Here is an 18457-nt window from a genome sequence, read left to right on the forward strand (position 1 = left end):
ATTTACTTTAATATACAAATTATAACATAATTTATTTGAAGCATCCATAAGAAACAAAAAAACAGAATGAATTCTATCACATAAAGCACTCTTTTCCTTTTATGACAGAATTCATTCTGGAGACTGAAGCAGGCCGCTTCCGCTATACATCAAATTAGCTTCTAGCTGGAAATTTACACCTTATTAAAGAATAACAAAGAAAGGATTGGCAAAGCTGCCCGCTTTGCCAATCCTTTCTAGCATTAGGAAATATCCTGTTTTTGCTCCAACTCCACCATATTACAATTCGGAACAAATGGGTTTATTTTCATTTGCAGCAGGAGCTGTTTCAATAAGCCGGCTAAATCTTCGCGTTCCTTTTCATCTATTACAAATTCTAAACCATATCGATAAGTGCCATCACTTAATTCTTCCTTGGAAATAATATACCCACACACAGTAAGAATTTTACTAAAAAGCTGAATCTCAAACTCAAAAATCACATCTGTATGAATAGCAAGCCCAAGATAGGACGAGAAGCTCAATCCATCTGCGCTAAGTTCGTCAACTAACACCTCTGTCTTATCTAAACGAATCTCTTTGCCGTTCATTCGAGTAATTGTCATATATGAGCGAATTGGAAACAGCAGCGAAACATGCAACTGTTTTCGTTTTTGCGCATAGAGATTCACGGTATCTCCTTCATTTGAATGCAGGGCCCCTTTTGCTAACAGCGGAATCAGCTCCGCAAGAGGAACAGGCTTGCTGAAGACATAGCCTTGCAGCTCATCGCAATCATGTTCCCTTAAAAAATCAATTTGTTCGGTTGTTTCCACACCTTCTGCAACTACCTTCATTCCTAGGCCGTGCGCTAAGTGAATAATTGCTTTTACAATTGTTGCATTGGATTGATTTGTAATAACGTCCCGCATGAAGGAGCGATCAATTTTCAGTGTATCCACCTTAAAGTGAGACAAGTAAGCCAAGGAGGAATAACCTGTTCCAAAATCATCGATCGAAACGTTTAAACCGAGCTTCTTTAAGCGGTTGATGCTTAATTCAACTAATCTCTCATTATCTAAAATGGATGTTTCCGTAATCTCTATCTCTATCCAGTTCCCTTCAATTGCTGTTTCCTCTAATGCATTTTGCATGTTACGGACAAAATCCTCCGATACAAAAAGCTTAGCCGTTACATTAATTGAAATGGGAACAGGTGCAATATCTTGTTGCTTCCATGCCTGAATTTGCTTACAAGCTGTTTGTACAACCCATTTTGTCAGAGGATGGATAAGACCGGTCTCCTCCGCTATTGGGATAAAATCAGCCGGCGACACAGTCCCCCATTCTGGATGATTCCAGCGGAGCAGAGCTTCAACGCCTTGTATTCTTCCCGTTTTTGTATTTACACGCGGCTGATAATACAGCTCCAATTCATCCTGCTCAATCGCTTGGCGCAATCCCTTTACAAGCAAAATCCTTTTGAAACGATCGATATCAAGAATTGGATTGTACAACGCATACGTATTTCGACCGTTTTCCTTTGCTCCATACAGGGCAATATCTGCGTGCTTAATTAAGGATTCTGCATCTTCGCCGTGTTCCGGATACAAGCAAATTCCTAAGCTCGCTGTCGTATACAGCTCAAAATCCTGTATATGAAACGGACATTCTTCTATATTTGTATTTATATTGTGGGCCAGCGTTTCCATCCATTCCTTACTGACAGCTTCCCCATCCAGCACAATCGCAAACTCGTCTCCTCCTAGCCTCGCAATAAATGCATCATTCCCAACAAGCTGGACAAGCCGAGCGGCAAATTGATGAATCAACTGATCTCCAATACCGGGACCTAACGCATCATTAATGTATTTAAATCGATCAATATCTACATAAAGGAGAGCAAATCCACTTTTATTTTTCTTTGCGGATGCAATTACATCTTCCAGCTTTTTTTCAAAGCATCTCCGATTTGGCAAATCTGTCAAATAATCATAATAAGCCATATGCTTAATCATTCTTTCATTGCTTTTATGCTCGGTACTGTTGGATACATACCCAATCAAACCCAGACTTGAAGGAACGACCGTAACCTTCAGCCAAGCGCCCGTCGGTTCAAAAAATTCCTCGAATGAAAAAGTCTCCTGCTCCTCTATCGCCCGATAATAAAATTCATAAAACTTCGGGTTTTCAGTTTCTGGAATTACATCCCAAATCCTATAACCGAGTAATTCATTTCGTGCTCTTCCAATCCAATTTTCAATCGATTTATTTGTGTATGTAACAACCCCATTTTGATCTAACACAAAAAAACCGCTTCCTATATTATCTAAAATAGATTCTGTAGGGGGCAAATACATCTGATTTTCTGTGCTCTTGATTACACTCGATTGATTTAGCTTCATAGAGTATCCCTCTGTATGTTTTGATTTATCTTTATATAACCCCTTATTTATATCTTTGAATACTATTGTACACGAAAATGATTCATAACAACATCTTAAAAAATTGTTAATATGAGGAATTTAGAATTCTTTTGTACCGAGAGTTTATTATTCTTATTAAATGAAAAAAATTAAGAAACGCGATTTTTCTAGAGAAAGATGGCGTTTCTTAATTTTTTCATGTGTAATAGATCTAAAGATATGCTTAGAAAATCTTCTTTTGGTTTTGGTCTTCCTTCAATATTTCCACTGCTTCTCTGAACCTTTGAGAATGTACCACTTCTCTCTCCCTTAGGAAGCGTAAACCATCATTTAAATCAGGGTCATCCGACATATTAATCAGCCATTGATAGGTAGCGCGCGCCTTCTCCTCTGCCGCAATATCCTCATATAAATCCGCAATTGGATCTCCTTTTGCCTGTATAAAGGTTGCAGTAAACGGCACGCCTGCAGCGTTATGATAAAAGAGCGCACTGTCGTGATCAGCGTAATGAGCATCCAAGCCCGCATCGCGCATTTGCTGCGGCGTCGCATCCTTTGTAAGCTTATAAACCATGGTAGCAATCATTTCTAAATGGGCAAACTCCTCTGTCCCAATATCCGTTAATAGTCCTATCACTTTATCAGGAATTGTATAGCGTTGATTTAAATACCGCAATGCCGCTGCCAGCTCGCCGTCCGCTCCTCCATATTGTTCAATCAAAAATTTTGCAAGCCTCGGATTGCACGTACTCACCTTTACAGGATATTGCAGCTTCTTTTCGTAAATCCACATATTACTCCTCCCTTTCTATACCTGCCAAGGCCAAGGTGAATTGTTCCAGCTCCATTTGGCATCAGCGTAGCTGTTTCCATACTGCTGCAAAGGACCGAATTTCGCCTCAAATGCCAGCTTTGCTTGCTGCCTATATTGGGCATATTGATTAAATTGACTGATGGCATTGATATCCCCAGGGTGGGTATCTAAATATAAGGTAAGCTCAACCAGTACAAAATCAGCTGCCTGCAAATCCTCCAGAAGCTGATAATATTCCTCCGGTAAAGGCTGCTGCATACACATTACCCCCTACTTTTTATATGGATTCTCATAGTAGTCATACAAAGCCGGCCACAAGGTTCCCTTATGCAAAGCTTCCTTCGGAGGAAATTGTTCTAGGTTAGGCGGTTGAAATCCTAAATATAGATTGGGCGGCGTAGAATAATATTTCTGTCCAATCGGCGGACATGGGTCATAAGCACTATGATACGGAATATAAGATTTCATCCGAGTAAAGGCTTGATTCGATTGGTTCATCATAAACCCCTCCTTATTCACCAACAGGGAATTCTACCTGCCTTTTCATCTCTTTGTAAATGTATTCGCCTAAGTACGATATGATGAGTATAAAAATTCTGAAGACATGCATAAGAGAAGCAGAATCGGCCTGGTTTGCTATGGAGCTAGACATCATGAAAAGCAGACACACCCTTCTTATTGCGGTAAAAATTCTCCGCAAGCAAAATGCTCTTCTGTTTTTCTCCACAACAGAAAAATTTCATTTATAATAGGATTCAGAAATATATGGAAATCTTTTTATGCAAAAAGAGGGAGCGATCCGTTTCAGCTTTCTGAAATATGGAATGCATAACATTTGATTTGCATAAAGAATACAAACGCTTCTTAGGGGGGATCATCGTTGTTTTTCTTGCTTACTGCGTTGGATTTAATTTTATACATTTGCTCTGGCCTGCTCTTTTTCTCGGAGGACCGAAATTCATGGCAGCTTACCTTAGCAATTGTCTGTCTCGTGCTTGCAATTATGCTTTCTTTGTTTATCGGTATCTATTATTACAAAAGAATAGAGCGGAATTGCACCAATTGTACGTTCGATAGTTCGTACCCTGATTGCGTAGACTGTGATAGCGATGGGCTGGAGTGCTGCGGGGTGGATTGCAATTGATATCTTTGCTTAAAATTGTTCCATGCCATCGAAAGCCGGAACGCTGTCTGCATATAAACGGAAAGACGATGCCGATTTGTGCGAGATGCACTGGTATTTTAGCCGGATATTTGTTCGTGCCGCTTTTCCTGCTCCTTAGCTGGCATATTCCGTTCTGGGTCGGCTTATTAAGCCAGCTCCCGCTTATAGCGGACGGCTATACACAGCTGTGGAAATGGCGAACAAGCAACAATACATTGCGGCTCGTAACCGGTTTATTAAGCGGCTTTGGCTTATCCGTTCTCATTGTTTCTTGTTCCTTTGCTCTAACCGCTCTTTTGTCAGCAGTATAGAAACTCTGTTAGGGAAGCTGCTGCAAGGGAGGGCTTCCCATCCCTTTAGAAGACAAGCTGTAGAAAGGGGTGATCTTATGAAAAATGCTTTACTCGGAATCGGACTGCTGCTGTTTGCTATTGGATGCACGAATTTCAGCATTTTCAAAAATCCGAACAAGCTTGTAGCAATTAGCTTAATTGCAGTTGGCATTATCGCAATTGCAGCTTCGAGCTTTCTGAAAAAAACGGAGTAGCTCTCATTCTCCGCCCGTTCTTTTCTACATAGCTTATACTTTGCAGTAAGAAAGATTATAGAAATTTTAGTACAAACGTTGCATCTAAAACAAATTCTAAAAAATATTCTATAATCCGAATGAAAATGATAGCTATTATCAATAATATACATTATAAAGGGTAACCAAATAGAGGTTACCCCTAAACATATTACAACTCCGGTACAAATGTTTTGCAATCTGTTTCCTTGCTATCGGATGCTTGTTTGCCTTTATGGCTGACTACATAAATGGCCTCTGCAGTACATTTGTCTCCAGGAGCCCAATATTTACAGTTGTTTACTTCACAAAGAACGTCTCTAGCCATCGTATCACACCTCCTTTACAATTATCATTTACAAATTGAGGACGTGTGATACTTCCTTTTATTTGAACTGCGTCAGAACTAACGTAACGAGCGCACGGACGCATATCATCAAAAAAGATATGAGATAGTACCTGGCTGCCCTCGTGGTTACTGTCTCTCCCTGCAGTATAAGGGTTCCCATTATGCTCTCTACGCCCTAACTTTATGAAAATGACCTGTTAACTCACGTGCCGTTAACGATTTGACCAGCTTTACGCAGGAAAGAAGAGAGGGCAGGTCAATTCCTGTTTCAATTCCCAGCTCATGCAGCATGAAAACAACATCCTCCGTTGCAACATTTCCTGCTGCTCCAGGCGCAAACGGGCAGCCGCCCAGTCCTCCGATTGAAGCATCAAAACGTGTAACACCAGCCTGTAAAGCTGCGATTATATTTGCTTGTGCTAAGCCATAAGTATCATGAAAATGCGCAGCAATCCTTGCCTTCGGCTGCGAGGAAAAGGTCCGTTCGAACAAATCAAACACCTGCTGCGGATTCGCACGGCCAATTGTATCGCATATTACGATTTCATCTACTTCGAGAGCATCGATCCTCTCAACCATCTCCAAAACAAGACCCGCATCCACCTTTCCTTCGTACGGGCACCAAAATGAGGTGGAAATATTGTAGCGAATGAACATTCCATTTGCCTTTGCCTGTTTAATAACAGCCTCAAGCCTCTTGATCGACTCTTCCCTCGTCATCTTTACATTTTTCAAATTAAAGCTGTTACTTGCTCCTGTCACTAAAGAAAGATCGCGTACCCCGTTTTCCGCTGCTCGTTCATATCCTTTTTCGTTCGGAATAAGTACCATGTACTGAATATTTGGACGTTTTTCTATTCCTTGCAGCACTTCCTTTGCATCCTTCATTTGCGGAACATATACTGGATGGACAAAGGAAGCCGCCTCCATTCTTCGTATTCCTGTTTGACTTAATGCGTTAATTAAGGCAATCTTTTGTTCCGTAGGGATAAAGCTTGCTTCGTTTTGCAGCCCATCCCTTGGCCCCACTTCAATGATTTCAACCTGCTTTGGAAGATTCATATCCCTCACCTCATCTCCCTTAAGAAATCGCTGCCATTTTAGCTAAATATGTTCAGGCTTATTTTCCAACGAATGGATTGGTTCAATATACAGATACATATGCTGGCTCAGCAGACGTTCATGTCGAAAATATAAAAACGAGCAAGGAAAATTATCCTTGCTCGTTTTCATCCAGCCTTATTCTTTTTATAAATTTCCATATCCTCTTCCAAATCCTTGAAGTGCTGGCTTTGCTAGTAGTTATTTTGCAAAATGCATCCTTATGTAAAGCTAAATTCTGTAATTTCACTATAGCGCAAACAAATTATCTTTGCATACATGACAAACTGCTTGTATCACGATAGCTCTTCATTGATTAAAGCGACAATTTGCTTCATGCGAGAATCTAATACCTCATAATAAATTTCCAGTCCTTTTCGGTTTCCTAGTACAATACGCGCCGATTTCATTTTTGCAAGATGCTGTGACAATGTAGACTGTGGAAGCCCCAAACCCTCATATAAGGATGTAACATTTTGTGGTCCGTGTTCTATCAAAACATGAAGTATTTGCAAACGTACTGGGTGGGCAATTACCTTAAGCTGCTCAGCTACACCATTTAAATTCGGTTGTTTAATTGTAAAATCTAACATCGTATATCTCCGCCTTTTAGAGGTTTTATTTTGTAAAACATAATATCCCAATGTTTAACAATTGTTTAATTATAGCATATATTTCCGGTTTTTGTTACATACTAACATAATAATATATTAAAAATACAACAACAGCTTATTCATCTGTACTATAAATCATAGATTTCAAGCATACAGGTAACATTCTTTAGGAATTTCCATCATGTCTTCACCTTCCTTCTTACCTTTTTTCGTTGGTCAACCTGTCAGAAAGTAGATTGTAAAATGCTGTGCGGATGTTGAATTTAAGAAAATGGTTTGTACTGCAGGGGCTTTTTCCTAGGGCAATATACAGCGTATGAAATCTGCATCCAGTCTACATATTAATTACGGATAGAGATTTCTTTGCTTTTAATGTTCGAGAAAGGAATGCTTTCTTCCTCTTATTTTTGCATTAAATTGATCATACTTATTATCCGTGCAATCGGCGTTCCTAACGTAACCATTGAACAATGGAAGGAAGCGAATAGCACAAACGAATTGACAGAATTTTGGCAAGTAAGAGTTTACTTATAAAAGCTACGAAAAAAATCAAAAGGTATAGCCGCAGCTATACCTCTTGATGTGCCTGTTATACCTTAAAAATCCCTACATCCTTATTTAACTGGTTAGCCATTTGTTCCAATGTCACGGAGCGGCTTGCGACGTTTTCAATTACAGCGGACTGTTCTTCTGTAATAGCTGAAGCATCTTCACTTGTGCGCAGCAATGTTGTAACGTGATGGTCAAGTCCGCTTAGCTTTGTCTCTACTGTGGCTAGCTGATGGGACACTTGCTTCATTTCATCAATAATGCTTTGTGTGCCGTGGAAGAATTCTTGGTTCTTTTCTTCCAAATTCGAAAATGCCTCATTCGCATTTTGTGCAAGCTGCGTGTTACTTTGGACATAATGCATGCCATTTCGGACTTCTTCTTCAACTTGCATTGTATTGTTTTTCATATCTGTAATCATCTCTTCAATATCCTTTGTTGCTTGTCTTGTTTGCTCAGATAAGTGGCGAATCTCACCAGCAACAACGGCAAAGCCTTTTCCTGACTCACCAGCACGTGCTGCTTCAATAGACGCATTGAGCGACAATAGCTTTGTTTGCTCGGAAATAGCGTTAATAACTTCAATAATTTTAGAAATTCGCATAGAATTCTCGGTAACTACATCCACTCGTTCCTTGAACCTCATCATCATCCCGTTCATATCTTGAATACCTGTAATAATGTCAGAAACAGACTGCTTTCCCGCAAGCATCGCTTGCTTGGAATCTGACACATTTGTTTCGAGGTCAAGCGTTCGACCCAGCACCTGCTGAAGCACACGATTTGATTCTTCAAAAGCTGCCTTATACTCTTCTAGAAACTTAGCTTGTACAACAGCTACATCATGTACACCATTAATGGAAAGAACCATTGCATGGTTCGCGGAGTGGCTTTGCTCCATGCTTACCGATAATTCCTCTGCTGTGGCAGATACCTCGCGTCCGCTGGATAGTACATTCTGGATCAAGTGGTTGAGCGATACCTTCATTTTATGAAATTGCTGTAAGAGCTGAATGACTTCGTCCTTTACAGGACCTGAAACCATCTCTTCTTCTACAGTAAGATCCCCATCTGCCATTTTGTCTACCAATACAGATAAATATTTCAATCGTTTTGAAATGGTATGTGAAAATACATAGGAGAAAGCAATCGAGAATAATAGAATCAGACCTGCCGCAATTCCAAGTATGAGTAAGGTTCTCGCAAATGCTGCTTTTGTCTGTTCTTTTACTTCGTTTAGGTGACGCAGTTCCTTATTTGCCAGCTCGCCGCTAATCTCACTAACAAAGATCGCCTTTTTAGAGGCTGCCATATAATATTCCGGCGCACGTGTCTTGTTGGTCCCTGTTTTGACCGCAATAATAGCACGGTTACTGTCCATGCGCATATTCATAATTGTATTTTTCAACCCGGTAAACAGCTTTTTATTATCTGTGTTCTGTAAGTTCCCTTCAATATCCATCATTAACAGACTAAGCTCTGTCCAGGTTTGCTCATATTTTTTTACATCTTCTTCATTATAGTTGCGAATGAGAGCGTTTGTTTGTGTAATCATGTCATCCGCGAGCCTTTTAATTTCGCCTTCCTTTGCAATATTTTGAATCAGGGTAGCGTATTGCTCGTTCATAGACATGCTTTTTAACATAAATGTTGTAAGTACAGCTGCCATAAGTATGATGACAGATGAAAATGCAAGTATGAGCTTTGTTTTTATAGTTGCATTCGCAGCGATTCTCTGCATGAAGATCTTCATAATGCAATCCTCCTTATCTACTTTTTATATACATCTGCTTCTTTATGGAATCCGTCTTTAATAACTGTTTCCTTAAGGTTATCCTTATTTACTTCAACTGGCTCAAGTAGAATGGAAGGAATGTTTCCGTAACCGTTTGCAACGGTTCCCGTTGTTTGGACCGCTTCACCTTTAGCAGCTTTTACCGCAACCTCTGCGGCCGTCTGTGCAATAAGCTGTACTGGCTTGTACACGGTCATAAGCTGCGTGCCCTCTGCAATACGCTGAGAGGCAGCCAAATCCGCATCCTGCCCTGTTACAAATACCTTTCCTTCAAGCCCTGCCTCCTTTAAGGCTGCAATTGCACCTGACGCTGTTCCATCATTTGCAGCAATGATACCTTTTAGCGAGCTGCCCTTTTGCTTTAATAGCTGTTTTACATTTTCATAAGCTTCACTTGGCTTCCAGTCTGTGGAATACTTATCCATCACAAGCTGAATATTTCCGGAAGCTACTTGTCCCGATAAGGCATCCATAGTGCCTTTCCTAAATAAAATTGCATTGTTATCTGTAGGAGCACCGCCGACATAGGCAATCTCACCCTTCGGTACAGCACGCAGCATCGCGTTAGCCTGTATTTGACCAACCTTCTCATTGTCAAAAGAGACGTAGTAATCAAGGTCACTGTTCTTGACCAGCCTGTCATACGATACAACCTTTATATGAGCTTCATGAGCTTTCTTAACGATTTCTGCCGCATTTTCTCCATTTACAGGAACGACAACGATAATATTCACACCTTCAGCAATAAGCGCCTCCACTTGAGACAGCTGTAAACGATCATCGCCATTGGCTTCTTTAATACGTACATCGGCATTCAATTGCTTTGCTTTTGCAATAAAGAGGTTTCGGTCCTTTTGCCATCTCTCTTCCTTTAAAGAATCCATCGCAAAACCAATTGTAATTCTATCCTCATATTTTCGATAAGAGCTGCTTTCTAAGTCTTTTCCATGCGCTTCTTCAAATTTGTCTAGCTGCAGCTCTTGAAACTCGCTAGACGATTCGCTTTTTGAAGATGAAGATATTGTAGAACAGCCAGCAACAAAGCTAAGTATAAAAGCGATGAATAGAATGCAAGAATACCTAAATAGGAAAGATAATTTTTCAAGCATAGTTCAGCCCACCTTTTGTTAACATAATTTAATTTTAAATCTAAATAGATACCTTTATATATAATATATCGAATATTCATATTTGAACAGAAAATATAAACTGTTAAAATTATGTATATATAAGCATATTTATGGTGCGACAAGAAGTCGCATTCTCACAGTGTAGCTTCCGCTACTAGACTAGATGCAAAGGCTATCTCCATTCGAAACTGCGGACTTGGTAACGAGTCCGTGGGTTGCATGAGGAAATGCGGAAACAGAGGATTAGTACATAATCCAGAACACCGCTAGGAGAAGACAGATACGGTGAACGAGAGTGAAGGCTCATAAGCTTCGCAACGCTTAGCTTGGGATAATGTACAGCTTTGCCCAGGTCTTGATAAGAGGAAAGGTAGATTCATAAGGCTGCCGCGCTGCATCCCACAACTTATCCGGAGTAAAGAGCCCACCTAACCCTGTCGCCTCTGTAGAATGCGAAACTTGGTAAGCCCTATGTCATCTGCATAAGCAGTAGGATGACTGCAAAGTCAAACGACGTGGCAGAGGGTAAAGGATATAAGAGAAAGCAAAAGCCGTTATCTGAAAGGAAACAGGAAAGCATAGGTATATGTATAACTGAGCGGATATTGTCGTCCTCACGGACAAACTCATGACAAGCCCGAAAGGGAGCCCACTTCTTATAGGTCTTCAACATGGAAATACATTTGTAAGTTATCTTCTGACGAATAGGAGCGTGCAGTTATGAATACCTCAGAACGAGCGTCGGCGCACGTCTCGTATACAAACTGGAACACAGTGGATTGGAAAGCAGTCCAAATGTATGTGACGAAGTTACGACAAAGAATTTACCGTGCCGAACAGTTACAACAACAAAGGAAGGTAAGAAAGCTTCAGCGTTTACTTTTAAGAAGCAAGGCGAACTTACTGTTATCAATTAGACGAGTAACACAACAGAATAAAGGAAAGCGAACAGCAGGTGTCGACGAGCAGGTAGCATTGAGTCGTAGAGAAAGAAATCTCCTCTATGAACAACTCAAAAAACGGAACACGTTACAACATCGCCCAAAACCAGCTAAGCGTATATACATCGCTAAGAAAAATGGGAAGTTGAGACCTCTAGGTATTCCAACTATAAAAGATAGGGTTTATCAAAATATAGTGAGAAATGCCCTTGAACCACAGTGGGAAGCTAGATTTGAGGCTATTTCTTATGGTTTTCGTCCTAAGCGAAGTACTCATGATGCCATACGAAGCATCTTCAATAGAATTAACGGGGGCACAAAGAGGAAATGGATATTTGAAGGAGATTTTCAAGGCTGTTTTGATCATCTCAATCATAAATGGATACTTAAACAAACTTCTCACTTCCCAGGAAAAAAGCTATTGAAGCGATGGCTTCAAATGGGATACATGGAGCAAAACCTCTTCACTGAAACGCAAGAAGGAACTCCACAAGGGGGAATTATTTCCCCACTTCTCGCTAACATTGCCCTTCATGGAATGGAAGAAACCTTAGGTATTACCTATAAGAAAAACTATAAAGCAAACGATAGCTATATCATAAATCCTGCCTGTAAGTTTACTCTTATTCGTTATGCAGATGATTTTGTGGTATTGACTGAGACGAAGGAACAAGCACTGTCAGTATATACGAGACTTCGTCCCTACTTAGAAGACAGAGGGCTAGAATTAAGTCCTGAGAAGACGAAGGTTACACATATTGAGGAAGGATTTGAGTTCCTAGGATTCTTAATTCGCCAATATCAAACAGAACAAGGAAACAAACTATTCATTAAACCAAGCAAGAGCAGTATACAGAAGGCTAAGAAGAAGATTGGAGATACTTTGCGTGCCATGAGAGGACAGCCCATCGGGGAAGTCATCCGAGTGCTTAACCCAATTATCAGAGGGTACGGGCAATACTGGAAACACGTTGTTTCTAAGAAAATCTTCGGCGCAATGGATAGCTATATCTATTGGAGAATCCGTAAACATTTTCGACAGCTCCATCCTAAGAAATCGTGGAATTGGATATATGCACGATATTACAGATATCCACATCATGGTGGAAATGATTGGACACCAACCTGTCCGAAAACAAATATTCAACTCCTACACATGTCGTGGATTAAGATTGAGAGACACAACATGGTGAAATTCAAAAATAGTCCTGATAACCCAGCATTGAAAGAATACTGGGAAAAACGAGACCGTAAGGTATTTGATACGGAGAACACAATGGATAGAATGAAACTGGCCAGAAAACAGAGTTACCGCTGTGCTATCTGCAAAATTCCACTGCAAAACGGTGAAAAGGTAGTCGTAAAAGACATGCCTGTTCCGCAAAACCTCATATCGTCTAATCTGAACTTAAAATTAGTTCACTTACCTTGCCTATATTAAAGAGACTGAAGTCGGACAAAAAGAAGGCTTGAGCCGTATGATGGGAAACTGTCACGTACGGTTCTTAGGGGAGTTAGGGGCAGCGATGCCCCTCGCTTACCCGACTACACTTGGAGAAATCTCAAAAAGACGAAGTCTATTCATAGAAGCTTTCCGTTGCCTTTTGTGGCGAAGGCTATCTATCTAGCTGCGAGGGATAGGCGCTGGAGCTAGCCCCAAAAGTTATACTTATATATTAAGAAAGAATCGATACACTGGGCATGTATCGATTCTTTGCGATTTATAAAACCTTATAGCCGATATGTTTCGTACTTATTGCACAAGGATGCATTGACAACTCTACGCTTCATCTATCAAAACCGGTGCTTTTTCCAAATACGCAACCAGCTCTTCCAGCTCTGCATCATCGGAGACGTAAAAGACTCTGCCTCCGCTAAAGTCGCCCATTTCCTTTAAGTGGGGAATCCGTACGTAGCCTTCCTCAAGGGAAGAAACATATCCGGTGACATATTCAGGATCATCAGACCAACAGAGTTCAGCAAGGACGAAAGGGGCATGTGCTACCTTTGTAGCGAGAGCGATCGCCTCCGCAATTCGCGGAGATGCAATAGTATGCCGATCCGCCCATTGCTTATAGCCCTTCTCTGTCCATCCCATCCGGGTTGCACGCACACCGCGCAGGCCTGCATCGAGACGCTTTCCGCTTGAGGCGCTCATAATCGCAGCACCGCGTAAATTTGTATGACTCTCTAGCAATTCAATTCCCTTTAGAGCCGCTTGTTCTGAGATACAAAGGCTTTGCAGATACCGCACTGCATGAAGACGAGCTTCCTGTACATTCGCTGCAGCTGCCGTTTTAATGGGCAAGGGAGGAACCCGCAAAATATTGTGCGATGCAATCTTTTCCATCACAATCTGAATAAAGTCAGCGTCACCGCGGCTGTGCCTTAACGCCTTTTGAATCAACTCCTGCGCCGCAGCCTCTAAGGATCTTTTCGCAACAAGAGTTTCCCCGCCGGATATATGAAAGCCCCCCTCCTCGTGAGAGCCTCCTTCAGCCGCCCTCATTCGAATGCTAAACATTTCTTCTTGCACAAATACCACCCCATGTTTTCTTTACGCAGTTCATCAAGGATTTCTAAAGGCAGAGCATCTCCCCTTATGATCACAGGGCGCATTTCTCAATTTCAAAACCAAGGTCTTCAATTATTTTCCAGTCAGACTGAACCTCTTGCCCCTCTGTCGTTAAATAATCTCCGACAAAAATAGAATTCGCTGCATATAGTCCGAGCGGCTGTAAGGAAGCTAGATTCACTTCACGCCCTCCGGCAATGCGAATTTCCTTTGTCGGATTCACAAAGCGCATCATCGCAAGCAATTTTAAGCATTTGCGCGGATTTAGCTCAGCACGTCCCTCAAGCGGCGTTCCGTCAATTGAATTGAGGAAGTTGCAAGGAATAGAATCCGCATCAAGCTGATGAAGTGAAAATGCAATTTCAACTGCTTCTTTATCTGATTCTCCCATACCAAAAATAGCGCCTGAGCACGGAGACATACCAGACCCTTTTACCTTCTCCACCGTATCTACACGATCCTCATATGTATGGGTAGATGCAATGTTTTTATAGTTTTCCTGTGATGTATTTAAGTTATGGTTATAGCGATGGACGCCGGCAGCAGCAAGCTTGCTTGCATGCTCCTCATTTAAAAATCCCAGGCAACAGCAAATTTTTAAATCTGTTGTTTCGCGAATCTCCTTTACCGCTTCAATGACATGATCAATTTCCTTCGTAGTCGGACGGCGCCCTGAGGCAACAATACAATATGTACCTGCCTTTCGACGAATCGACTCCTGGGCACCTTCTACAATTTTCTCCTTTGTCAGCCACGCATATTTATCAATCGGAGCCTCGGAAACGATCGACTGGGAGCAATAGCCGCAGTCTTCGGGGCATAATCCAGACTTCGTATTAATAATCATATTTAGCTTCACCTTTTTACCGTAGTAATGATGGCGAATAACAAAAGCCGCGTTCAAAATCTCCAGCAACTCCTCATCTGGCGCCTGCACGATTGCAAGAGCCTCCTCCGCTGTGACTTTATATCCCTCAATGACGCTTTGTGCCAATGCTTTCCAATCTGCTTGAGCCACTTTCATCCTTCATCCCTCTTCCCTTTATTTGAAATCTCCCAAGCTTACTCCATGCTATAGACTGCTCGATCATAGAAAGCACATGCTCCCGTGACCGAGAATTTTCAATATGCGGAATGATGCCTAAAACAGGAACTCCGCTATATTGTTCAATCATCGATGGATTGCTTTTCTCTGCAATTCCTGCTGAACTTTCCTGATAGCCTGATAGAATCACACCTGCAACCTGCAAACCGTGCTGCTTTGCATATGAGATGGTTAATAGAGTATGATTCACCGTCCCTAAATTGGGCCGGGCTACAATAATAATAGGTAAACCAAACATAACAGCCGCATCAACAACGAGTCCGTCTTCTACATACGGAACCGCCAGTCCTCCGGCTCCCTCAATGAACATAAAGTCATGCTTTTTAGCCAATTGCTCATATCTGTGCCGTAAATCCTCCAAAGTAACCCGCTGCCCAGAGCGATTTAGTGCCAATACAGGAGCAAGCGGCTCTATAGCAGCGTATGGACAAATTTCCTCCAATAAATCATCTACATTTGATAGTGCTTTTAAGCGTGCAGCATCTCCATCTGGATGGTTCACAGGATGACCGCTTTGAACCGGCTTATACACACCAACGTTATAACCCTTTGCGCGCAGCACACCAGCCATTCCTCCTGCTGCAATCGTCTTCCCAACATCTGTATCGGTGGCAGTAATGAAAAATCCATTCATACTTTCCAGGCCTCCCTTAACAACGGATAATACGAAAAGCTTCAATCACTCGTTCTATATCTTGCTTTTGATGGCTTGCCATCACAGTGAGCCTTATTCGTGATGTCCCCATCGGAACAGTAGGAGGCCGGATTGCAGGAGCAAAAATTCCATGTTCATATAACGCCTGAGATAGAGAAACTGCTTTACTTGCTTCCTTGCAAATCACCGCAAGAATCGGTGTTTCTCCGCCCCATACTTCATACCCTAAAGCCGCTAACCCATCATACAGCTTCCGGCTCATTTGCAGCAGGTGCTGTCTTCGTTCCTGCTCCTGCTGAATAATCTGGATCGCCTGGAGTGCACTCGCGATTACACCTGGCGGCAAGGAGGTTGAAAAAATAAACGGCCGCGCCCGATTTAACAAATAATCAATTAATACCCGGCTTCCCGCAATATATCCGCCCTCTGCTCCAATCGCCTTTGAGAGCGTCCCCATTTGAATATCTATGCTTCCCGTTAATCCAAAATGCTCAGCTGTTCCTCGTCCGCAGCTTCCGAGCACGCCTGTTGCATGAGCATCATCAACCATAATAAGCGCCTCGTACCGCTGTGCTAAAGCTGCAATTCCAGGGAGCGGCGCGATATTCCCGTCCATCGAAAATACACCGTCCGTCACAATCAAACGTCTTCGGCAGGGGGCCGCAGCTTTTAGCTTTTCTTCTAGATCATGTAAGTCACAATGGCGGTATACCATCGTTTGCGCACGTGATAAACGACAGCCATCAATAATGCTCGCATGATTCATCTCATCTGATAAAATGACATCTTCCTTGCCTACTACTGTTGTTAAAGCCGCTACGTTCGCCATATAGCCTGTATTGCATACAATAGCCGACTCCGTTTGCTTAAACTGGGCAAGCTGTTTTTCCAATTGTTCATGCAATGTCGTATTCCCAGTTGTTAGCCTTGACCCGGTTGCTCCTGCGCCTAGCCGCCTTGTCGCTTGCACAGATGCCTCGATGAGCCGTTCATCATGGGCGAGCCCCAGATAGTTATTAGAGGCGAGCATGAGCATTTTTTTTCCATTCACGATAGCATATCCACCATCGTCAATCACGTCTACCGTCCGAAGCTGACGGTACAATCCTGCTTCCTTCATTTCTAGAAGTTCTTGCGACCACATCATGCTTCCGTAACCTCTTGAATCGCCTGGTAAAGAATGTGAAGCATAGCTTCTAGCTCCTCCAGCGTTGACGCAAGCGGCGGCATAAAGACAATAACATTTCCAAGGGGACGAATGAGCATGCCGAGTTCACGCGCGCGCCTGCATACGCGAACGCCAATCCGTTCACACCAATCGTATGCTTCTTTCGCATCAGGATTCACAACAAGCTCAAGTCCTATCATAAAGCCCTTTTGGCGAATATCACCAACATGGCGCAAATGACGGAATCTCTCTAATTCCTTAGAGAGATAAAGAGACTTTTGTTGGACCTCAAAGATTAGATTCTTTTTTTCTATTAATTCAAGATTCGCAATCGCTACCGCACAGCCAAGCTGATTTCCAGTATAGCTATGGCCATGGAAAAAGGTTTTTTTCTCTTCATACTCACCAAGAAACGCCTCATATATTTCATTTGTCGCTACAGTAATTGCAACTGGTAAATACCCTCCGGTAAGTCCCTTCCCTGCTGTTAAAATGTCAGGGGTAACATTCTCATGGTCGCAGGCGAACCAACGGCCGGTACGGCCGAAGCCGGTAGCTACTTCATCGGCAATCATGAGAATATTGTATTTGGTGCACAAATCACGGACTCCTCGCAAATATCCGTCTGGCATAACAATAATACCGCTCGCACCTTGCACGATCGGCTCGATAATGAGTGCAGCTGTTTCCTCATGATGATTCTGCAGCACCTCTTCTAGCTTAGCTAGAAAAAAATCAGCTTGCTCTTTCTCGCCTCCGCTAATAGGAGAACGGTATACGTATGGATACGGAACTTTAATAGATGAAAAAAGCAAGCTGGAGTATGCCTCATGATACAAATCAATAGCCCCGACAGAAACAGCGCCGATTGTGTCCCCATGATACGCTTCCTTCATCGTAATAAACCGCTGCTTCTGTGGTTTTCCTTTATGCTGCCAATATTGAAACGCCATTTTAATCGCAATTTCAACAGCAGTGGCGCCGGAATCGGAGTAGAACACTTTTGCAAGCCCCGGCGGCATCAGCCCAATCAGCTTTTCTGCAAGAAGAATAGCAGGGATATTCGCCATTCCAAGCAGCGTAGAATGAGCAATCTGCTCCAATTGGTCTCGAACCGCTTGGTCAAGCTCCTGAATGCGGTGACCATGTACATTGAGCCAAATAGAGGACACACCGTCCCAATATTCGTTGCCCTGCACATCATAAAGCTTTCGGCCATTTCCCTCTGCAATGATAATCGGATCATCCTCTGTATACTCTTTCATCTGTGTAAAAGGATGCCATACATACTGCTTATTCTTTTGAGCCAGTTCTGCATAATCCCATTCTTTTACAAGCATTTTTCTATCACCTAATCCTTATCTTTTGTTAACTAAAAATATTTTTAAGTTAACATTAAGGAAATATTATCATAGGAGCAAATATTATACAATTCTTAACTTTCATAATTTCTTACAGGACCTAATGTCAAAACGAGGGTGCTATATGTTGATACAGCTTTTGCAAGGGAAGCTCTGCTTATCACT

General features: G+C 42.0%; 18 protein-coding genes. 4 read left to right on the forward strand and 14 right to left on the reverse strand.

All coding sequences use genetic code 11. The features are described 5' to 3' along the window. Positions 1–242: 242 nt before the first annotated feature. The 4 genes from AC6HZ4_RS19305 to AC6HZ4_RS19320 all read right to left on the reverse strand — a co-directional run bounded on the left by AC6HZ4_RS19305 (position 243) and on the right by AC6HZ4_RS19320 (position 3687). Positions 243–2384, reverse strand: coding sequence for a sensor domain-containing protein (locus AC6HZ4_RS19305; RefSeq protein WP_497491325.1), 2142 nt, complete (start codon positions 2382–2384; stop codon positions 243–245). A 244-nt stretch (positions 2385–2628) separates the two neighbouring features. Then, positions 2629–3198 (reverse strand): manganese catalase family protein, encoded by a 570-nt coding sequence (locus AC6HZ4_RS19310; RefSeq protein ID WP_497491326.1) that lies wholly within the window; start codon positions 3196–3198, stop codon positions 2629–2631. Positions 3199–3213: 15 nt separating this feature from the next. Beyond that, positions 3214–3477 carry a spore coat protein CotJB gene (locus tag AC6HZ4_RS19315; protein WP_497491327.1) on the reverse strand — a complete coding sequence of 88 codons (264 nt, stop codon included), beginning with the start codon at positions 3475–3477 and terminating at the stop codon, positions 3214–3216. 12 nt (positions 3478–3489) lie between these two features. After that, positions 3490–3687: a spore coat associated protein CotJA gene (locus tag AC6HZ4_RS19320; protein WP_497495778.1), complete on the reverse strand. Its 198-nt coding sequence runs from the start codon at positions 3685–3687 to the stop codon at positions 3490–3492. Between the two features lie 412 nt (positions 3688–4099). Between AC6HZ4_RS19320 and AC6HZ4_RS19325 the strand changes: the two genes are divergently transcribed. The 3 genes from AC6HZ4_RS19325 (at position 4100) to AC6HZ4_RS19335 (ending at position 4931) form a co-directional block, all read left to right on the forward strand. Further along, the gene (locus tag AC6HZ4_RS19325) at positions 4100–4363 is read left to right on the forward strand and encodes a hypothetical protein (RefSeq protein ID WP_497491328.1); all 264 of its coding nucleotides are present in this window, start codon (positions 4100–4102) and stop codon (positions 4361–4363) included. Beyond that, complete coding sequence (locus AC6HZ4_RS19330) at positions 4360–4695, forward strand: DUF2085 domain-containing protein (protein WP_497491329.1); 336 nt, start codon at positions 4360–4362, stop codon at positions 4693–4695. Before AC6HZ4_RS19325 ends, AC6HZ4_RS19330 begins: the two co-directional genes overlap by 4 nt. 77 nt (positions 4696–4772) lie before the next feature. After that, complete coding sequence (locus AC6HZ4_RS19335; RefSeq protein ID WP_497491330.1) at positions 4773–4931, forward strand: hypothetical protein; 159 nt, start codon at positions 4773–4775, stop codon at positions 4929–4931. 190 nt (positions 4932–5121) lie between these two features. Here AC6HZ4_RS19335 and AC6HZ4_RS19340 read toward each other — a convergent pair whose 3' ends face one another. From AC6HZ4_RS19340 to AC6HZ4_RS19360, 5 genes are all read right to left on the reverse strand, one after another. After that, entirely contained in the window at positions 5122–5277 is a 156-nt protein-coding gene (locus AC6HZ4_RS19340) for a DUF1540 domain-containing protein (protein WP_497491331.1), read from the reverse strand. Positions 5278–5466: 189 nt separating this feature from the next. Then, positions 5467–6360 carry a hydroxymethylglutaryl-CoA lyase gene (locus AC6HZ4_RS19345; protein ID WP_497491332.1) on the reverse strand — a complete coding sequence of 298 codons (894 nt, stop codon included), beginning with the start codon at positions 6358–6360 and terminating at the stop codon, positions 5467–5469. Between the two features lie 335 nt (positions 6361–6695). Next, positions 6696–6992: an ArsR/SmtB family transcription factor gene (locus AC6HZ4_RS19350; protein WP_497491333.1), complete on the reverse strand. Its 297-nt coding sequence runs from the start codon at positions 6990–6992 to the stop codon at positions 6696–6698. A 610-nt stretch (positions 6993–7602) separates the two neighbouring features. Next, positions 7603–9315: a methyl-accepting chemotaxis protein gene (locus AC6HZ4_RS19355; RefSeq protein ID WP_497491334.1), complete on the reverse strand. Its 1713-nt coding sequence runs from the start codon at positions 9313–9315 to the stop codon at positions 7603–7605. Between the two features lie 17 nt (positions 9316–9332). Beyond that, entirely contained in the window at positions 9333–10466 is a 1134-nt protein-coding gene (locus AC6HZ4_RS19360; protein ID WP_497491335.1) for a sugar ABC transporter substrate-binding protein, read from the reverse strand. A 741-nt stretch (positions 10467–11207) separates the two neighbouring features. On the opposite strand from AC6HZ4_RS19360, the gene ltrA reads away from it, so the two are divergent. Then, the gene (gene ltrA, locus AC6HZ4_RS19365) at positions 11208–12869 is read left to right on the forward strand and encodes a group II intron reverse transcriptase/maturase (RefSeq protein WP_497490542.1); all 1662 of its coding nucleotides are present in this window, start codon (positions 11208–11210) and stop codon (positions 12867–12869) included. A gap of 339 nt (positions 12870–13208) precedes the next feature. Here ltrA and AC6HZ4_RS19370 read toward each other — a convergent pair whose 3' ends face one another. The 5 genes from AC6HZ4_RS19370 to bioA form a co-directional block, all read right to left on the reverse strand. After that, complete coding sequence (locus AC6HZ4_RS19370; RefSeq protein ID WP_497491336.1) at positions 13209–13964, reverse strand: 6-carboxyhexanoate--CoA ligase; 756 nt, start codon at positions 13962–13964, stop codon at positions 13209–13211. A gap of 70 nt (positions 13965–14034) precedes the next feature. After that, on the reverse strand, positions 14035–15027 hold the full coding sequence (gene bioB, locus AC6HZ4_RS19375; protein WP_497491337.1) for a biotin synthase BioB: 993 nt from the start codon (positions 15025–15027) through the stop codon (positions 14035–14037). Further along, entirely contained in the window at positions 14978–15742 is a 765-nt protein-coding gene (gene bioD, locus AC6HZ4_RS19380) for a dethiobiotin synthase (RefSeq protein ID WP_497491338.1), read from the reverse strand. The genes bioB and bioD overlap by 50 nt, the downstream gene beginning before the upstream one ends. Positions 15743–15758: 16 nt before the next feature. After that, positions 15759–16910 (reverse strand): 8-amino-7-oxononanoate synthase, encoded by a 1152-nt coding sequence (bioF, locus tag AC6HZ4_RS19385; RefSeq protein WP_497491339.1) that lies wholly within the window; start codon positions 16908–16910, stop codon positions 15759–15761. After that, positions 16907–18271, reverse strand: a complete 1365-nt coding sequence (bioA, locus tag AC6HZ4_RS19390) for an adenosylmethionine--8-amino-7-oxononanoate transaminase (RefSeq protein ID WP_497491341.1) — start codon at positions 18269–18271, stop codon at positions 16907–16909. The genes bioF and bioA overlap by 4 nt, the downstream gene beginning before the upstream one ends. Positions 18272–18457 lie beyond the last annotated feature (186 nt).

It is taken from the genome of Ectobacillus sp. OTK (assembly GCF_059698935.1).

Bases quoted from the DNA above. Each gene is read 5' to 3' on its own strand.
- AC6HZ4_RS19305 (WP_497491325.1), bottom strand. From the start codon at position 2,384: ATGAAGCTAAATCAATCGAGTGTAATCAAGAGCACAGAAAATCAGATG.
- AC6HZ4_RS19310 (WP_497491326.1), bottom strand. From the start codon at position 3,198: ATGTGGATTTACGAAAAGAAGCTGCAATATCCTGTAAAGGTGAGTACG.
- AC6HZ4_RS19315 (WP_497491327.1), bottom strand. From the start codon at position 3,477: ATGCAGCAGCCTTTACCGGAGGAATATTATCAGCTTCTGGAGGATTTG.
- AC6HZ4_RS19320 (WP_497495778.1), bottom strand. From the start codon at position 3,687: ATGAAATCTTATATTCCGTATCATAGTGCTTATGACCCATGTCCGCCG.
- AC6HZ4_RS19335 (WP_497491330.1), top strand. From the start codon at position 4,773: ATGAAAAATGCTTTACTCGGAATCGGACTGCTGCTGTTTGCTATTGGA.
- AC6HZ4_RS19340 (WP_497491331.1), bottom strand. From the start codon at position 5,277: ATGGCTAGAGACGTTCTTTGTGAAGTAAACAACTGTAAATATTGGGCT.
- AC6HZ4_RS19345 (WP_497491332.1), bottom strand. From the start codon at position 6,360: ATGAATCTTCCAAAGCAGGTTGAAATCATTGAAGTGGGGCCAAGGGAT.
- AC6HZ4_RS19350 (WP_497491333.1), bottom strand. From the start codon at position 6,992: ATGTTAGATTTTACAATTAAACAACCGAATTTAAATGGTGTAGCTGAG.
- AC6HZ4_RS19355 (WP_497491334.1), bottom strand. From the start codon at position 9,315: ATGAAGATCTTCATGCAGAGAATCGCTGCGAATGCAACTATAAAAACA.
- AC6HZ4_RS19360 (WP_497491335.1), bottom strand. From the start codon at position 10,466: ATGCTTGAAAAATTATCTTTCCTATTTAGGTATTCTTGCATTCTATTC.
- ltrA (WP_497490542.1), top strand. From the start codon at position 11,208: ATGAATACCTCAGAACGAGCGTCGGCGCACGTCTCGTATACAAACTGG.
- bioB (WP_497491337.1), bottom strand. From the start codon at position 15,027: ATGAAAGTGGCTCAAGCAGATTGGAAAGCATTGGCACAAAGCGTCATT.
- bioD (WP_497491338.1), bottom strand. From the start codon at position 15,742: ATGAATGGATTTTTCATTACTGCCACCGATACAGATGTTGGGAAGACG.
- bioF (WP_497491339.1), bottom strand. From the start codon at position 16,910: ATGATGTGGTCGCAAGAACTTCTAGAAATGAAGGAAGCAGGATTGTAC.
- bioA (WP_497491341.1), bottom strand. From the start codon at position 18,271: ATGCTTGTAAAAGAATGGGATTATGCAGAACTGGCTCAAAAGAATAAG.